We start from the raw sequence: 15,007 nt of genomic DNA, 5'->3' as shown, positions 1-15,007 counted from the left end.
GTCATGCCGTCTCGATGCGGGGGGGCGTTCCGCGGTGACGAGCGGGGGTGTGGGGAGTGGGCTCGCGTGTCGGAGCGCTCGCGTAGCGTGAGGTTCGACCGACACCACGGCCCGCGGGAGCATCATGGACACGACGACGGTAGTGCTGCCTGTGGTTCTGGGAGCTCTCGTCGTGGGTTTGGTCGGCTGGGTAGTGGTCTCGCATCGGCGGCACACGCGTCGGCTGACTGCTCTCGCGGATGCTGCCGCACGCGAGCGCCAGCAGTGGGAGATGCACCTGCAACATGTCGTACATGAGGCCACATCGGCCCATCTCGCCGAGGTCGCGGTGGAGCGACGGGAGAGGGAGGAAGTCGAGGCTCTCGTCGCTCGCTATCACCAGGCGTACACGGCATCCCTCAAGTGGGAGGTGGGGAGTCGGGCGACGCTCCTGGGGTTGCTGTCGCAGCACGGCCTGGACGGCGTGTTGTTCTCAGGGGTCGTCTTCACGACAGTCGGGCGTGGCCAGCAGAGATACGTGACACAGCTCGATCACGTGCTGCTCCTGGATGATCGCGTGATGGTGATCGAGGCGAAGAACTGGAAGGGCGTCGTGTTCGACGGGGTGGCTCCATCGTCCCTGCACGCGGCGTTCGGCGCGCTCATCGACGCCGGTTCGGACGGGGAGTTCGCCATCCACGTGCGGCGTCCGGAACAGGGAACAGGGCTCTTGATCACGCGGCATCCGGACCCGAGCGGTAGCTCGGAGAAGCACACCGTGGCTCCGCGCGCGCAGGTCCGAAGACAGGCCTTCGCGCTGCGCCGGCTCATCGAAGCCAGGACCGGTGAGGACCTCAGCATCGACGCGTGCGTGTTCTACTCCCACAAGAGCGTCCGACTCTTCACGCCGATGAAGGGGGCTCCGTCACGGACGCCGTACACCCCGGTCTTCGACACTGCGGGTATGGGGGCCCACCTCAGCGCGCTCGGCCCCGGTCGCGTGGGACCGGGCCTCATCGGGCGGCTCGCCCCGGGCCTGGGTTCGATGGCGACGGATGCGACGGGCGTTGGTGCGCACGCCGAGGCATGGCAGAGCGTTCTCGACGCCGGTCGGGGTGAGGCCGTGGGCTGAACCGCGTCATCCGTCATGCCGTCTCGATGCGGGGGTGGGAGCGATGTCCGTGGCCGTGCGTATCTTCGAACTCGACCGCTTGAGTCACTCGAACAAAGCTTCTACCATGTCGAGGTGAGATCCATCGTGCGAAACACCGCCACTGCCCAAGAGGTGCAGCGGCTGCGTGCGCAGATGGCCGCGATCCAGGGGCGCAAGCTCGATGCGCCGCCCCTTCCTACCCATCCTGCCCTGGCCGAGCTGCTGCCGGGCGGGGGACTGCGCCCCGGTTCGTCGTATGCGATCGGCGGATCGATGTCGCTGCTGTTCGGTCTGCTGGCGCAGCCGTCGCAGACGGGCAGCTGGTGCGGGGTGGTCGGGATGCCGGGGTTCGGCGCCGAAGCAGCCGAGAAGGCGGGGGTCGACCTCTCGCACCTCGTGCTGATCCCGGAGCCTGGGCCGCGCTGGCTCGCGGTGACCGCGACGATCGCCGACGTGCTGCCGGTCGTCGCAGTGCGGCCGCCGAGCAGAGCGAAGGATGCCGAGATCTCGCGGCTCGCGGCCCGCATGCGCGAGCGGGGGGTTGTGCTGCTCGTGCAGGGGCCGTGGCCGCAGACCGAGGCGATGATCGATGTGACGGATGCCCGGTGGTCGGGGCTCGGCGACGGGTACGGCGTGCTCGAGGGGCGCGAACTGACCGTCACGGTGACGAGCCGGCGCTTTCCGGTGCCGCGGTCGTCGCGGATGCTGCTGCCCGCCCCCGACGGGGCGATCGCGGTGCGCGAGCAGCCCGTTGCCCCCGTGGTCGACCTGCCGATGCGGGCGGTGAGCTGATGGATCCCGCGCTCGTCGACACCGGCACCGAGCCGGTCCGCAGCCTCGTCGTGTGGGTGCCGGACTGGCCGGTCGTCGCGCTCGCCCGCGAGGGCCTCGCCGACGCCGCACAGCCGATCGCCGTCTTCGCCAAGGGGATGGTCGCGGCGACGTCGCCCGCCGCGCGCGGCGACGGGGTGCGACGGGGGATGCGGCGCCGCGACGCGCAGGCGCGGTGCCCGCAGCTGCAGGTCGTCGACGCCGACGACGCGCGCGACCATCGCACGTTCGCGCCGCTCATCGCCCGGCTCGAGGAGATCGCGCCGGGGGTGCAGCTGCGCGAACCGGGGCTGTGCGCGCTGCGGGTGAAGGGTCCGGCCCGCTTCTACGGCGGCGAGGCGGGCGCGGCGACGGCCCTCACCGGCGCGCTCGCCGAGCTCGGCGTGCTCGACGTGCGGGCTGGCGTGGGCGACGGTCCGTTCACGGCGGAGCAGGCGGCGCGGGCGACCGGCGCCGACACTCCGCTGCGGATCGTGCCGCCGGGGGCGGCGGCCGCGTTCCTCTCGCCGCTGCCGGTGTCGGCGCTCGAGGACGAGGGAATCGCGAGCCTGTTCGCGCGTCTCGGCATCCACACCCTCGGTCAACTCGCCGCGCTGCCGCCGCAACGGCTCGTCGAACGGCTCGGTCCCCGTGGGGCGCGGCTGCACGCGCTCGCGTCGGGGCTCGACTCGCAGCCGGTGCAGCCGCGCACGCCGCCGCCCGAGCTCGAGCGCGAGGTGAGCTTCGAGCCGCCGCTCGAGATCGCCGACCAGGTCGCGTTCGGCATCCGGCTCGCCGCGGAACAGTTCATTTCGGGACTCGGCGCCGTCGACCTCGTCTGCACCGAGCTGAGGGTCGCGCTGACGGGCGACCGCGGCGATCACAGCGAGCGGGTGTGGCTGCATCCGGGCGCGTTCGATGCGGCGGCCGTCGTCGACCGGGTGCGCTGGCAGCTCGCCGAGCGGGGGCTCAAGAGCGCCGTCGCGAAGGTGCGGATCGCGCCCGAGAAGGTGGATGCGGCATCCCATCACGTGAAGGGGCTGTTCGGCTCGGGTCCCGAAGAGCGTGTGCACTCGGCACTCTCGCGCGTGCAGGCGATGCTCGGGCACACCGGCGTCGTCACCCCGCAGGTCGGCGGCGGGCGCTGGCTCGCCGAGCGGCAGGTGCTCGTGCCGTGGGGGGACCGTGCCGTGATCGCCGAGCGGGCGCGGCCGTGGCCGGGGAGCCTGCCCGACCCGCTGCCGGCGACGGTGTTCCCCGAGCCGGTGCCGGTCGCCGTCATCGACCGCGACGACGACATGGTCGCCGTCGACGGCCGCGGCGAGCTGACGGCCGAACCGGTCGCGCTGATCCTCCCGGGAGCGCCGGACGCGTCGGGGGCGCGCAGGCCCCGGCATCCGCGTCGCATCTCGTCGTGGGCGGGACCGTGGCCCGTCATGGAGCGGGGGTGGGATGCCGCCCGCGCCCGTCGCGCGCACCGGTTCCAGGTCGTCGACGAGGCGCAGACGGCGTGGCTGCTCGTGTGCGAAGAGGGTGTCTGGCACGCCGAGGGCAGGTACGACTGATGGGCTGGGGCAACAACCCGTCGGTGTCGTGGTCGGAGATGGAGCGGATCCTCAGCGACCGGCGCCGGCCCGAGGGGGCGCCGGCGGGCACCGACGGCGGCGACAGTCCGGCGTGGTCGCACAAGCGAGGGAAATACCGCGCGCCCGAGATCGAGCGGCCGCGGAATGCCGTGCCCTACGCCGAGCTGCACGCGCACTCGTCGTTCTCGTTCCTCGACGGGGCATCCTCGCCCGAGGACCTCGTCGAGGAGGCGGAGCGGCTCGGGCTGCACGCTCTCGCGATCACCGACCACGACGGGTTCTACGGCATCGTCCGGTTCGCCGAAGCGGCCGAGCACCTGCAGCTGCAGACCGTGTTCGGTGCCGAGCTGTCGCTGGGGCTGCCCGGTCCGCAGAACGGCGAGCCCGATCCGCACGGCACGCACCTGCTGGTGCTCGCTCGCGGCGAAGAGGGGTACCACCGGCTCGCCGCCGCCATCACGCACGCGCAGCTGTCGGGAGGTGAGAAGGGGCGTCCGGTGTACGACCTGCACGACCTCGCCGACCGGGCGGGCGGGCACTGGCAGGTGTTGACCGGATGCCGCAAGGGCGCCGTCCGGCAGGCGCTCGCCGCCGACGGGCCGGCCGCCGCGGCGTACGAGCTCGATCGGCTCGTCGACCTGTTCGGGTCAGAGCGGGTCGACGTCGAGCTCATCGACCAGGGGGCGCCGACGGACTCGCGCGACAACGACGTGCTCGCCGCCCTCGCCGCCGAGCGCGGGCTGCCGGTCGTCGCGACGAACAACGTGCACTACGCCGTGCCCGAGAAAGTGCACCTCGCGGCGGCGGTTGCGGCGGTGCGGGCGAACCGCGGGCTCGACGAGCTCGACGGCTGGCTGCCCTCGCATGCGAGCGCGCACCTGCGGTCGGGCGCCGAGATGGCGCGGCGGTTCCGGCGGTACCCGGGGGCTATCGAGCGCACCGTCGTGCTCGCCGACGAGCTCGCGTTCCCGTTGCGCCGCGCGAAGCCGGCGCTGCCGAAGATGCAGGTGCCCGAGGGGCACACGCCGATGACGTGGCTGCGGCACCTCGTATGGGAGGCGGTTCCCCGCAAGTACCCGGATGCCACCGACGCGAACCGTGCGCGCATCGAGAAGGAACTCGGCGTCATCGAGCAGAAGGACTTCCCGGGGTACTTCCTCATCGTGCACGGCATCGTGCAAGAGGCGCGGCGTCGCGGCATCCTGTGTCAAGGACGGGGGTCCGCCGCGAACAGTGCCGTCTGCTACCTGCTCGACATCACGGCGATCGACTCGATCTTCTACGATCTGCCGTTCGAGCGGTTCCTGTCGGCGCTGCGCGACGAGGAGCCCGACATCGACGTCGACTTCGACTCGGATCGGCGCGAGGAGATCATCCAGTGGGTCTACGAGACGTACGGGCGCGAGCGGGCGGCGCAGGTCGCGAACGTCATCCAGTACCGGCCGAAGAACGCGGTCCGCGACATGGCGAAGGCGCTGGGGCATTCGCCGGGGCAGCAGGATGCCTGGTCTAAGCAGGTCGAGCGCTGGGGGGCGGTGCTCGACACCCCGCCCGATCACGACATCCCGGAGCGGGTGATCGAGTATGCGGGGGAGCTGTTGAAGGCGCCGCGGCACCTCGGCATCCACTCGGGCGGGATGGTGCTGACGGATCGTCCGGTCGGTGAGGTCGTGCCGATCGAACACGCGCGCATGGAGAACCGCACCGTCATCCAGTGGGACAAGGACGACGCGGCGTGGATGGGGCTCGTGAAGTTCGACCTGCTGGGGCTCGGGATGCTCGCCGCCCTGCAGTACTGCTTCGACATGATCGCGGCGGCGACGGGGGAGACGTGGTCGTTGGATTCGATGCCGAAGGAGGAAGCGGCGGTCTACGACATGCTGTGCCGCGCCGATTCGATCGGCGTGTTCCAGGTCGAGTCCCGCGCGCAGATGGGGCTGTTGCCCCGCCTGCAGCCGCGGAAGTTCTACGACCTCGTGGTCGAGATCGCGCTCATCCGGCCGGGTCCGATCCAGGGCGGCGCGGTGCACCCGTTCGTGCGGCGCAAGCTCGGCGACGAGCCGATCACCTACGCGCACCCGAAGCTGAAGCCTGTGCTGGAGCGGACGCTCGGCATCCCGGTGTTCCAGGAGCAGCTCATGCAGATGGGCATGGCGATCGGTGACCTCTCGGGGGAGGATGCCGACCTGCTGCGCCGTGCGATGGGGTCGAAGCGCGGGATTGAGCGGATCGACTCGCTGAAGAAGAAGCTGTACGAGGGGATGGCGCGCAACGGCCTGACCGGCAAGGCCGCCGACGACATCTACGTGAAGATCCAGGCGTTCGCGAACTTCGGGTTCGCCGAGAGCCATTCGCTGTCGTTCGGGCTGCTCGTGTACGCGTCGTCGTGGCTGAAGCTGCACTATCCGGCGGCGTTCCTCGCCGCGTTGCTTCGCGCGCAGCCGATGGGCTTCTACTCGCCCGCGACCCTCACCGCCGACGCCCGGCGACACGGGGTGGAGGTGCGGCGCCCGGATCTGCACGCGTCGGGGGTGGACGCGGGGCTCGAGCCGGTTGACGAGGGCGGGGCTGGAGCGGAGGTCGGCCGTCGCGCGGGGATCGGCCGTGCCGCGGAGGTCGGCCTTGCCGCGGAGATCGGCCGTCACGAGGAGGTCGGCCGTGCCGCGGAGGTCGGCCGTGCCGCGGAGGTCGGCCGTGCCGCGGAGATCGGCCGTCACGAGGACGTTTCGAGCGGGATTCCTCCTCGGGAGCGCAGATCTCCGCTCGAAGGCCGGGATTTCGAAGGGCGGGATGCCGGGGGTGCCGGCCCGGGCGACGGCTCCGATGCCGAGCACCGCCGCCCGCCGACGGGCCGGGACTCGTGCACCGACCGCATCCAGCCGCCGGTGCCGGAGTTCGACCGGTCGCTACCGGACGACTCGGCGGCGCATCGGCGGGACGGCAACTTCGCGGTGCGGCTGGGGCTCGCCTCGATCACGGGCATCGGCGTGCCGCTGGCGACGAAGATCGTGGCGGAACGCGAGGCATCCGGTCCGTACCGGGACCTGCGCGACCTTGTGCGTCGCACCGGCGCGACGGCGGCGCAGCTCGAGGCGCTCGCGACGGCGGGCGCGTTCGAAAGCCTCGGGATCACGCGGCGCGAGGGCATCTGGCTGGCGGGGGATGCCGCGCAGGACCGGCAGGAGTTCCTCGAGGGATCGCTCGTCTCGGTGCAGCCGCCGCTGTTCCCCGACCAGTCGAGCTACGACGTGCTCGCCGCGGATCTGTGGGCGACGGGGGTGTCGGCCGACGACCATCCGCTGACGCACTACCGCTCGCAGCTCGACGCGCGCGGGGTGATCACCTCACGCGGGATGCGCGAGCACGAGGTCGGGCGGCGCATCGAGGTCGCGGGTCTGGTGACGCACCGGCAGCGGCCGGCGACGGCATCCGGGATCACGTTCCTGAACCTCGAGGACGAGCACGGCGTCATGAACGTCATCTGCTCGGTCGGGGTGTGGAACAGGTACCGCCGCATCCTGCGCGACAGTCCCGCCCTGATCGCGCGCGGCATGCTCGAGCGTTCACCCGAGGGCGTGACGAACCTCGTCGCCGACGGGTTCGAGGATCTGCGGGTCGGGGTGCAGCACCGGTCCCGGGACTTCCGGTGAGCTCTGCCCGGTGCCCGCCGGTCGCCCGCCCAACACGCGCGTCGCGCCCGTCGCCCGCCCAACGCGCGCGTCGCGCGCATCGCCCGCCCAATGCGCGCGTCGCGCATCCGCCGAATCACCATCCGCGTGCCGAGACACCCCCCGAATGCGCGGATTCGGGGGGTGATTCGGCGCGCGAGTGGTGACTCGGCGAGGGGGCTAGCGGGACAGCAGCTCGGCCCGGATTCGCTCCGCCACCGCCTCGCGGAGCGGGCGGACCGCGTCGACGTCCCACGACTCGGGATTCGGGAAGGACCACTCCAGGACTTCTCCCCGCGGATCGGCCGGCAGCGTCAGGCCGGGCTTCATGAGGACGACGACGTCGGCCTCGTCGAGGTCGGTGGGTGTGACCGACCGCGGCACGCGCGCCGAGATGTCGACGCCGATTTCGGCGAGCGAGGCGGCGACGGCGTCGTTCACTTCGTCGGCGGGGGAGAGTCCCGCCGAGGTCGCAGCGAACCTGTCGTCGGCGAGTGTCTCGAGGAGGGCGGCGCCGAGCTGGGATCGTCCGGCGTTGTGCTGGCAGATGAACAGGACGGTGGGGATGCGGGTGTCGCTCATGGTGTCTTTCGGGTCGGGTCAGCTCGCGGCGAGCCGGGGGGCGAGTTCGGCGATGCGCCGCTCGAGTTCGTCGTAGGCGTGGTCGAAGGCGTCGTCCGTCCCGATGCGCACGGGGTCGGGGATGGACCAGTGGAGGTCGCCCGGGACCTGGAGCTCTTCGTGCGCGTTGTCGCACACGGTGATGACGAAGTCCGAGTCCCCGAGGACGGCGTCGAGGGCCTGCGGGGGAGCGTCTCCCAGCGGGAGGTCGTGCCGCTCGGCGGCCGACACCGCCCCGGGAGCGATGTGCTCGGCAGGATGCGTGCCGCCGGACGCCGCCGGGATGCTGCTGCGCGCCGTCCAGATGGCCGCGGCGAGCTGCGAGCGGGCCGAGTTCGCGGTGCACACGAACACGACTCTGCGCGCGCGAGCGGTGCGTCCGGGCGTCAGGTCGGCAAGTGCCGTCTCGGTCAGCCGGACGTAATTGCGGCGGCGGTCGCCCTCCGAGCGTGAGCGCGTCACCATCCCGACCGACTCGAGCGCGCGCAGGTGGTGCGCCACGAGGTTGGACGGCATCCCTAGCGCGACGGCGATCTCGGTCGGCGACAGATCGCTCAGCGTCAGCAGATCGACGATGCGCAGGCGCGACGGGTCTCCCAGCGCGGCGTGGCGAGCCGCCCGGTGCACCAAATCTTGCTCAGCGTTCATTGACTCAATATTGACTGAATCATCCATCTCGGTCAAGATGAGGACGTCATGGAAGCCCCCTCATCGCTCCACCGCCGTCCCGCTCTGCCGCGACGACTCCTCGCGGAGTTCCTCGGCACCGCTCTGCTCGTCGCCGTCGTCGTCGGGTCGGGTGTCGCGGCGCAGCGTCTCTCGCCCGACGACGTCGGCCTGCAGCTGCTCGAGAACAGCCTCACGACCGCTCTGGCTCTCGCTGTCCTGATCCTCATGCTCGGTCCGGTGTCGGGTGCGCATTTCAACCCGGTCGTCAGCCTCGCCGACTGGTTCGTCGGGCGTCGCTCGCGCACCGGGCTTCCCTTCCGTGAGGCCGGGCCTTACGTGGCGGCGCAGATCACCGGTGGCGTCGGCGGCACGCTCCTCGCGAGCGTCATGTTCGATGCCGCTCCCGCCTTCTCGGGCAACGAGCGGGCCACGGGTGGGCATCTCGTGGCGGAGGTGGTCGCCACGGCCGGACTCGTGCTGCTCATCTTCGCGCTCGCGCGGACGTCGACCCCTGCGGTGATGGCGGCGGCCGTCGGCGCCTACATCGGCGCCGCCTACTGGTTCATGAGCTCCACCTCGTTCGCCAACCCCGCCGTGACCGTGGCGCGTATGTTCACCGACACGTTCGCCGGGATCGCCCCGGCATCCGTCGCTCCGTTCGTGCTCGCGCAGGTGGTCGGCGCCGCCGTCGGTGTCGGCCTGCTGCTCGCGCTCTACCCGTCCGCCCGTGACGCCGCGGGCGACGTCGTCGTCCCCACCCGACCCGAGACCACCCCCTGAGAGGCATCCCATGCACCTTGTCGCCATCGGAGGAAGCGACGCCGGTATCTCCACCGCGCTGCGCGCCCGCGAACTCGACCCCTCCGTCGAGGTGACCGTCGTCGTCGCCGACGCCTACCCGAACTTCTCGATCTGCGGCATCCCATACTACTTCTCGAGGGAGGTGCAGCCGTGGCAGTCCCTCGCGCACCGCACCCACGCCGACCTCGAGGCCACGGGCATGAACCTGCGGCTCGACACTCTCGCCACCGCGATCGACGTCGACGGGCGCCGGCTCACGGTGCGCGATGCCGACGGCACCGAGTCCGCGATCCCGTACGACGCCCTCATGGTGGGAACGGGGGCCTCGCCGTCGACGGCAGGTATCGCCGGGCTCGAGGAGCTCGGGCCGGAGGACGGGGTGCACCTGCTCCACTCCATGGGCGACACGTTCGCTCTCGAGCGCTACCTCGACGAGCACGAGCCCGAGTCGGCGATGATCGTCGGCGCGGGCTACGTCGGGCTCGAGATGGCCGAGGCGTTGACCGCCCGAGGGCTGAGGGTCACCCAGCTGCAGCGCGGGCCCGAGGTGCTCTCGACGCTCGACCCTGAACTCGGTGCCCTCGTGCGCGACGAGCTGACGCGCCACGGCGTCGACGTGCACACCGACACGCGCATCGAGGCCGTGCACCGGGACGGGACGCGCCTCTCGGTGACCGGCTCGCGGCACGGCGCGCCGGTGAGCCACGCCGCCGACCTCGTGCTCGTGGTCGTGGGGGTCCGGCCGAACACCGACCTGCTGACGAATGCGGGTGCGACGACCGGTGCGGGCGGCGCGGTCGTCGTCGACGAGCGGATGCGGACCGGCCTGCCGCACGTCTGGGCGGCCGGCGACGGGGTCGTGACGCACCACCGGCTGCTCGGCGTGACCTACCTTCCGCTCGGAACCACCTCGCACAAACAGGGGCGCGTCGCGGGCGAGAACGCGATCGGCGGTGACGCGAGGTTCGCGGGCAGCCTCGGCACCCAGGTCGTGAAGGTGTTCGACCTCGTCGCGGCACGGACGGGACTGCGGGATGCCGAGGCGTCCGTCGCAGGGTATCGGCCGCTCAGCCACACCGCCGTCGCGGACGATCACAAGCGGTACTACCCCGGCGCCACGCCCATCAGCATGCGGATCACCGGCGACGAGCGCGACGGTCGCCTGCTCGGTGCGCAGCTGGTCGGGACGCGCGGAGCCGAGATCTCCAAGCGCGTCGACACGTACGCGACCGCGCTGCATCACGGGATGAGCGTCGCGGCGATGAGCGAGCTCGACCTGTCCTACACGCCGCCGCTCGGGTCGCCGTGGGACGCCGTGCAGATGGCCACCCAGGCCTGGGAGGCCCGGGCGCGCGCCGCGCTCGCCGTCTGACCCGGCCGCGAGGCGCGCGTGCGCGCGAGGGCCCCGGCGGTCCGGGCTTCCGCCGCCGAATCACCACCCGCGTGCCGAATCACGACACGATGGCGCACAGTCGAGTGGTGATTCGGCAGCGGGGTGGTGACTCGGCGACGAGGAGGGCAGCGCGGTGCGCTTCGGCGAGGAGGAGGGCAGCCCGGTGCGCTTCGGCGAGGGGGAGGGCAACCCGGCGCAGCTCAGCGAGTCGCCGCGCGCCGCCGCTGCGCCGCGTCGACCGCGACGTCGATCACGACGAAGGCTGCGAGCGTCCAGCCGACGAGCGGCAGCGCGAGACCGATCAGCACCCCGCCGACGACGACAGCGGTGACACCCCACCAGGGGACGCCGTCGAGCACACCGCGACGGGGCGGCATCCCGACCCGCGCGGTCTTCGTCGGGCGGCGCTTCACCCACATGACGTAGCCGAGCACGACCATGCCGGCGATGCCGACGGCCAGCAGCAGCATGACGATCTGGTTGGCGAGGCCGAACATCGTGCCCGTGTGGAAGAGCAGCTGACTCGCGGTCGCGGCGACGGCGAGCCGGACGAGCGACAGGTGGCGTCCCGCGAGGGCGGTGCAGACGGCGACCGAGAGCACGAGCGGCACCGCGACACCGAGCCAGCCCGGCATCGCGCCGCCGGCGGCGACGTGCGAGAGCAGTGCGGCCCACGTGGCGAGGGATGCCGCGACCCCGCCGCGAGCGACGCGGGAGAGACGGGAGGGGCGCACGCGTCCACCATCTCAGGAGTGTTCCTGCTGAGATTGCAACCCCTGGGATCGCGTCGGCCCGCGCCCGTACCGTGAGGGGACGATCGAGGGTCGGAGGCCACCATGTCGAACCAAGCACAACGGAACGCAGCGATGCAGCGGAAGCAGATGGGCTCGGGCGCGTTCATCGCGATCTTCATCAGCCTCGTGTTCCTCGTCGTCGCCGCGGGCTTCGCGATCCTCGGGGTGCTGTTCATCACCAACCCGATGCCCGTGATCGTGCTGGGTGTCCTGATGCTGATCGGAGCCGTCGTGCTCCTCGCGACGAGCGGCGCCTGCATCGTGGCGAGTGTGCAGGCGATCGCCCGCCCGGCGAAGGCGAAGGCGCGCGTCGACCGCATGGCGTGACGAGCTGACGCCGATCGGTGCGAGGATCGGCGGATGCTGGCTGATGTGCTCGAGTTCCTCGGCGAGGCGGTCGTGGGAGTGCGCGAGGCTCTCCGGGGCCCGCGCTTCATCCACGGTCGCTTCCGGTTGATCGACGGCGCGGCGGACGGGGTGGCGCGCGGCGAGGAGATCTCGGCGGAAGCGATCGTCGATCACCGCACCATCACGCTCGGTGAGCTCGAGCTGACGGGCGTCGCGGTCTCATCGCAGGCGCTTCGGATCTCGTATCTCGGCGACATCGACCAGCGCGCGCAGGTGGTGCGCGTCGAGTTCGACGGCGGCGCCGGGGAATGGACGATCCCGGCATCCGTGGATCTGCGGAGACTCCGCAAGCGTATCGGCGCCTCGTTCTGACCCGGCCCGGACGCACGAGAGCCCCGAACCGATCGGTCCGGGGCTCTCGGGAAGTTCTGGCTCAGACGGCCTGCGCGAGGGCGAAGCCGACGGCGCCGTCCTCCTGCACGCGGGCGTCGAGGATGCGGTCGTCGAGCGCGACGCTGGCCGCCTGGTCGACGAACACTCGCGCGCCGTCGCTCTCGACGACGGTGTCGCCTTCTTCGGGAGCGGAGGCGAGGGAGAGGGCGTACCCGTTCTGCGGGTCGGCAGCCTCGGCGATACGGAGTCCACCTGTCTCGGTGGGGATCTGCGAGGCGAGGTTCTTGACGGCGCTGCTGGCGTTCTCGGTGAGAGTGAGCATGATGCTCCCTTCCGTGGATTGCGGGCGTGAGTCGGCCACGATTTCGAGAATCGGCTCGTCCTGCAACCGCTGACACACCTTGCCCCGGCACTCACACGGTTTACCGAGGTTCGCGGGATCATCCGCCCGGCGTACGCGGATCATCACGCGGGCCGATTCCCCCCGGCGGCGCAGCGGCTTGGCTGGAGTCATGTCCCACCTCACTGCATCCTCGTCGTCCCGTCGTCTTCGTCTCGCCGCTGCCGCCGGCCTCGTCGCACCGCTCCTCGCCCTGACTCTCGCCGCCTGCAACCCGATGGACGTGCTCGAGAAGGTGCACTCTGAGGAGTTCGACGACCGCGCGGCCGCTGAGAAGGGCTGGGTCGGGGTCGCCATGCCGGAGTGGATCCCGGCGGATGCCACGAAGATCAAGAACACCGCCACGAACGACGAGACCAATTCCGTCATCGCCGTCGAGGGCGGTAGCGCTCCAGAGGGCTGCGAGAAGAAGGAGCGTCTGGCGCTGCCGTTCGATGACCGTTACGGCGAGCTCGGCGAGCCGCTGCCGACGGAGGTGTTCGCCTGCGAGCCGTACGAGGTCGTGCAGACCGAGACCGGTTGGCTCGGCTGGTTCAACGCGCGCGAGGAGATTCAGACCCCCGACGACCTCCGGTGAGACACTGGAGCCTCGATCTCTCGGGGAGGCAACGATGGGGCGGATGAGGATGCCGGTGGCCGGCGCGTGTACCGGTGCGCTCGCCGCCGTCGCGGTGCTGCTGCTCGCGGGGTGCGCCCCCGAGCCCGTGCCGACCCCCACGGCATCCGTGTCTTCTCCGGCGCCGACCGCGTCGTCGCCGTCGCCGTCGGTAACGCCCTCCGCGTCGCCGTCGCCGAGCGCGACCCCGACGCCGACCCCGAGCGACAACCCGACTCCGACCCCGGTCGCGCCGCCCGCGACGCGTCCCGTCGAGCCGCCGACCGGCACCGACCCGGATGCCGCCGGCATGAGCGCCGCGCAGGCGGGAGAGCTCTGCGCCGCCGAGCAGCGGAACGGGCTGGGCGCGGGGGACACGCAGGTCGGAGATCCGACGGCGTACGAGCGGACGATTGACCCGCAGTGGTACGTGACGATCCTCGCCGAGAACGAGTTCGGGCAGTACTACCAGGAGTGCGTCCTCGGGGGCCCCGCCGACGACCCGGAGTGGTCGGTCGTGCAGCAGACGCCGAAGGATCAGCTCACGAAGGCGCATATAGAGCACATGCGCACCGAGAACGAGGGGTTCGACGAGGACCGCTGACCGCCGGATACGGTGAGGCATGGCCATCACCGTTTTTCCGCCGCGCGACTTCGCCCTCGACGGACAGCGCGCCCGCGTGCACGTCTACGACGTCGTGACGGGCACCGACCGCATCGTGTTCGAGACCGACGAGATCCTGCTCGAGGCACCGAACTGGGCGCCGGAGGGCCTGCTGCTGAACGGCGCGGGAAAGCTGTGGTCGCTCGAAGCGGATGCCGACGCTGGCGACCTCAGCGAAGTGCCGCTCACCGGCATCCCACCCATCAACAACGATCACGTGCTGGTGCCGGGGACGGCCGACATCCTGCTGTCGGCGAACGACGGCCAGATCTACCGCGCGCCGCGCGCCGGGGGAGAGGGCGTGCGGATCACGGACCCGAACGACCCGTTCATGCACTTCCTGCACGGGGTGAGCCCGGATGCCGCGTGGATCGCGTACACGGCGCTGTCGATCGACGACGGGCGGGTGCTGTCGGCGAATCTGCGGACGGCGCGGATCGACGGATCGGAGGATGTTCCATTGACGCTGGGTGACGTCGCCGACGGCAGCGAGTGGGCGCCGGACGGATCGTGGATCTACCTGAACACCGAACAGTTCTCCGAGACGCCCGGGCACGCCCAGATCGCGCGCATGCATCGCGATCGGTCGCAGCTCGAGCAGCTGACGTTCGACGACCGCGTGAACTGGTTCCCGCACCCGTCGCCGACGGGCCGGGATGCGGTCTACATCAGCTTCCCGCCGGGCACGCAGGGGCACCCGGCCGACCTCGAGGTCGAGCTGCGGCTCGTGCGGGGCGGGCGCTGGCGGCATCCCGAGACCGTCGCGACGGTGTTCGGCGGACAGGGCACGATCAACGTGAACAGCTGGACCTCGGACGGGTCGCGGTTCGCGTACGTCGACTATCCGGTGGGGTGAGGCGGCGTCAGCAGTCGACCTCGGGGACGGGTTGACCGTCGAGGGTGACCACCGAACGACCGTCGAGCGGTCCGTCGAGTTGCGTGACCAGAGTCGCCGGCGAGGCGTCCGCCGGGTAGGAGCCCGAGCCCGCCGTGTTCAGCGACATCGTCGGGAACCTGCTGCAGCTCGCGGCGTACAAGGCCTGAGTCTCACGGCGCGCGGCTCCCGGCATTCCGGCCGAATCACCATCCGGCTGCCGAGTCACCAGCGAGATGTGCGCGTTCGGGTGGTGATT

At 71.3% G+C, this 15,007-nt stretch carries 16 protein-coding genes; 11 read left to right on the top strand and 5 right to left on the bottom strand.

Annotated elements, in window-relative coordinates:
- Positions 1–124 precede the first annotated feature (124 nt).
- The 4 genes from Q9S36_RS05020 (at position 125) to Q9S36_RS05005 (ending at position 7,178) form a co-directional block, all read left to right on the top strand.
- Positions 125–1,111: a nuclease-related domain-containing protein gene (locus Q9S36_RS05020; protein ID WP_311284183.1), complete on the top strand. Its 987-nt coding sequence runs from the start codon at positions 125–127 to the stop codon at positions 1,109–1,111.
- A gap of 126 nt (positions 1,112–1,237) precedes the next feature.
- Entirely contained in the window at positions 1,238–1,924 is a 687-nt protein-coding gene (locus Q9S36_RS05015; RefSeq protein ID WP_311284457.1) for a hypothetical protein, read from the top strand.
- On the top strand, positions 1,924–3,507 hold the full coding sequence (locus tag Q9S36_RS05010; protein WP_311284182.1) for a DNA polymerase Y family protein: 1,584 nt from the start codon (positions 1,924–1,926) through the stop codon (positions 3,505–3,507). The genes Q9S36_RS05015 and Q9S36_RS05010 overlap by 1 nt, the downstream gene beginning before the upstream one ends.
- Positions 3,507–7,178, top strand: a complete 3,672-nt coding sequence (locus Q9S36_RS05005) for an error-prone DNA polymerase (RefSeq protein WP_311284181.1) — start codon at positions 3,507–3,509, stop codon at positions 7,176–7,178. Before Q9S36_RS05010 ends, Q9S36_RS05005 begins: the two co-directional genes overlap by 1 nt.
- Before the next feature lie 198 nt (positions 7,179–7,376).
- Here the strand turns inward: Q9S36_RS05005 and Q9S36_RS05000 are convergent, their stop codons facing one another.
- Positions 7,377–7,778: a low molecular weight phosphatase family protein gene (locus Q9S36_RS05000; RefSeq protein WP_217532333.1), complete on the bottom strand. Its 402-nt coding sequence runs from the start codon at positions 7,776–7,778 to the stop codon at positions 7,377–7,379.
- Between the two features lie 18 nt (positions 7,779–7,796).
- A complete protein-coding gene (locus Q9S36_RS04995) occupies positions 7,797–8,465 on the bottom strand; it encodes a helix-turn-helix domain-containing protein (RefSeq protein WP_311284180.1) in 669 nt (222 codons plus the stop codon).
- Positions 8,466–8,513: 48 nt separating this feature from the next.
- Here Q9S36_RS04995 and Q9S36_RS04990 point away from each other — a divergent pair, with 48 nt between their 5' ends.
- Both Q9S36_RS04990 and Q9S36_RS04985 read left to right on the top strand, forming a co-directional pair.
- Positions 8,514–9,266: an MIP/aquaporin family protein gene (locus Q9S36_RS04990; protein WP_311284179.1), complete on the top strand. Its 753-nt coding sequence runs from the start codon at positions 8,514–8,516 to the stop codon at positions 9,264–9,266.
- Positions 9,267–9,276: 10 nt separating this feature from the next.
- Positions 9,277–10,659: an FAD-dependent oxidoreductase gene (locus Q9S36_RS04985; RefSeq protein ID WP_217532337.1), complete on the top strand. Its 1,383-nt coding sequence runs from the start codon at positions 9,277–9,279 to the stop codon at positions 10,657–10,659.
- 221 nt (positions 10,660–10,880) lie between these two features.
- Here the strand turns inward: Q9S36_RS04985 and Q9S36_RS04980 are convergent, their stop codons facing one another.
- The gene (locus tag Q9S36_RS04980; protein ID WP_311284178.1) at positions 10,881–11,414 is read right to left on the bottom strand and encodes a PepSY domain-containing protein; all 534 of its coding nucleotides are present in this window, start codon (positions 11,412–11,414) and stop codon (positions 10,881–10,883) included.
- A gap of 132 nt (positions 11,415–11,546) precedes the next feature.
- Between Q9S36_RS04980 and Q9S36_RS04975 the strand changes: the two genes are divergently transcribed.
- Both Q9S36_RS04975 and Q9S36_RS04970 read left to right on the top strand, forming a co-directional pair.
- Entirely contained in the window at positions 11,547–11,801 is a 255-nt protein-coding gene (locus Q9S36_RS04975) for a hypothetical protein (RefSeq protein ID WP_311284177.1), read from the top strand.
- A gap of 33 nt (positions 11,802–11,834) precedes the next feature.
- The gene (locus Q9S36_RS04970) at positions 11,835–12,194 is read left to right on the top strand and encodes a hypothetical protein (RefSeq protein WP_311284176.1); all 360 of its coding nucleotides are present in this window, start codon (positions 11,835–11,837) and stop codon (positions 12,192–12,194) included.
- A gap of 61 nt (positions 12,195–12,255) precedes the next feature.
- Here the strand turns inward: Q9S36_RS04970 and Q9S36_RS04965 are convergent, their stop codons facing one another.
- Positions 12,256–12,537 carry a Fe-S cluster assembly protein HesB gene (locus Q9S36_RS04965; protein WP_311284175.1) on the bottom strand — a complete coding sequence of 94 codons (282 nt, stop codon included), beginning with the start codon at positions 12,535–12,537 and terminating at the stop codon, positions 12,256–12,258.
- Between the two features lie 190 nt (positions 12,538–12,727).
- On the opposite strand from Q9S36_RS04965, the gene Q9S36_RS04960 reads away from it, so the two are divergent.
- Genes Q9S36_RS04960 through Q9S36_RS04950 form a run of 3 tightly spaced genes read left to right on the top strand, consistent with a single transcriptional unit; the run spans position 12,728 to position 14,730 of the window.
- Positions 12,728–13,192, top strand: coding sequence for a hypothetical protein (locus Q9S36_RS04960; protein WP_311284174.1), 465 nt, complete (start codon positions 12,728–12,730; stop codon positions 13,190–13,192).
- 43 nt (positions 13,193–13,235) lie between these two features.
- Positions 13,236–13,814, top strand: coding sequence for a hypothetical protein (locus tag Q9S36_RS04955; RefSeq protein WP_311284173.1), 579 nt, complete (start codon positions 13,236–13,238; stop codon positions 13,812–13,814).
- A gap of 19 nt (positions 13,815–13,833) precedes the next feature.
- Positions 13,834–14,730, top strand: coding sequence for a hypothetical protein (locus tag Q9S36_RS04950; protein WP_311284172.1), 897 nt, complete (start codon positions 13,834–13,836; stop codon positions 14,728–14,730).
- A 7-nt stretch (positions 14,731–14,737) separates the two neighbouring features.
- Here the strand turns inward: Q9S36_RS04950 and Q9S36_RS04945 are convergent, their stop codons facing one another.
- Positions 14,738–14,878: a hypothetical protein gene (locus tag Q9S36_RS04945; protein WP_311284171.1), complete on the bottom strand. Its 141-nt coding sequence runs from the start codon at positions 14,876–14,878 to the stop codon at positions 14,738–14,740.
- Positions 14,879–15,007: the final 129 nt, after the last annotated feature.

Source organism: Microbacterium sp. ARD31 (assembly GCF_031844425.1).
Note: the sequence above shows the minus strand (reverse complement) of the source record. Positions and strands in the feature narration are given on the sequence as shown.

Coding starts and splice junctions, on each gene's coding strand:
- Q9S36_RS05020 (WP_311284183.1), top strand. CDS start 125: ATGGACACGACGACGGTAGTGCTGCCTGTGGTTCTGGGAGCTCTCGTC.
- Q9S36_RS04990 (WP_311284179.1), top strand. CDS start 8,514: ATGGAAGCCCCCTCATCGCTCCACCGCCGTCCCGCTCTGCCGCGACGA.
- Q9S36_RS05005 (WP_311284181.1), top strand. CDS start 3,507: ATGGGCTGGGGCAACAACCCGTCGGTGTCGTGGTCGGAGATGGAGCGG.
- Q9S36_RS04970 (WP_311284176.1), top strand. CDS start 11,835: ATGCTGGCTGATGTGCTCGAGTTCCTCGGCGAGGCGGTCGTGGGAGTG.
- Q9S36_RS04950 (WP_311284172.1), top strand. CDS start 13,834: ATGGCCATCACCGTTTTTCCGCCGCGCGACTTCGCCCTCGACGGACAG.
- Q9S36_RS05000 (WP_217532333.1), bottom strand. CDS start 7,778: ATGAGCGACACCCGCATCCCCACCGTCCTGTTCATCTGCCAGCACAAC.
- Q9S36_RS05010 (WP_311284182.1), top strand. CDS start 1,924: ATGGATCCCGCGCTCGTCGACACCGGCACCGAGCCGGTCCGCAGCCTC.
- Q9S36_RS04965 (WP_311284175.1), bottom strand. CDS start 12,537: ATGCTCACTCTCACCGAGAACGCCAGCAGCGCCGTCAAGAACCTCGCC.
- Q9S36_RS04960 (WP_311284174.1), top strand. CDS start 12,728: ATGTCCCACCTCACTGCATCCTCGTCGTCCCGTCGTCTTCGTCTCGCC.
- Q9S36_RS04955 (WP_311284173.1), top strand. CDS start 13,236: ATGAGGATGCCGGTGGCCGGCGCGTGTACCGGTGCGCTCGCCGCCGTC.
- Q9S36_RS04995 (WP_311284180.1), bottom strand. CDS start 8,465: ATGAACGCTGAGCAAGATTTGGTGCACCGGGCGGCTCGCCACGCCGCG.
- Q9S36_RS04945 (WP_311284171.1), bottom strand. CDS start 14,878: ATGTCGCTGAACACGGCGGGCTCGGGCTCCTACCCGGCGGACGCCTCG.
- Q9S36_RS04975 (WP_311284177.1), top strand. CDS start 11,547: ATGCAGCGGAAGCAGATGGGCTCGGGCGCGTTCATCGCGATCTTCATC.
- Q9S36_RS04985 (WP_217532337.1), top strand. CDS start 9,277: ATGCACCTTGTCGCCATCGGAGGAAGCGACGCCGGTATCTCCACCGCG.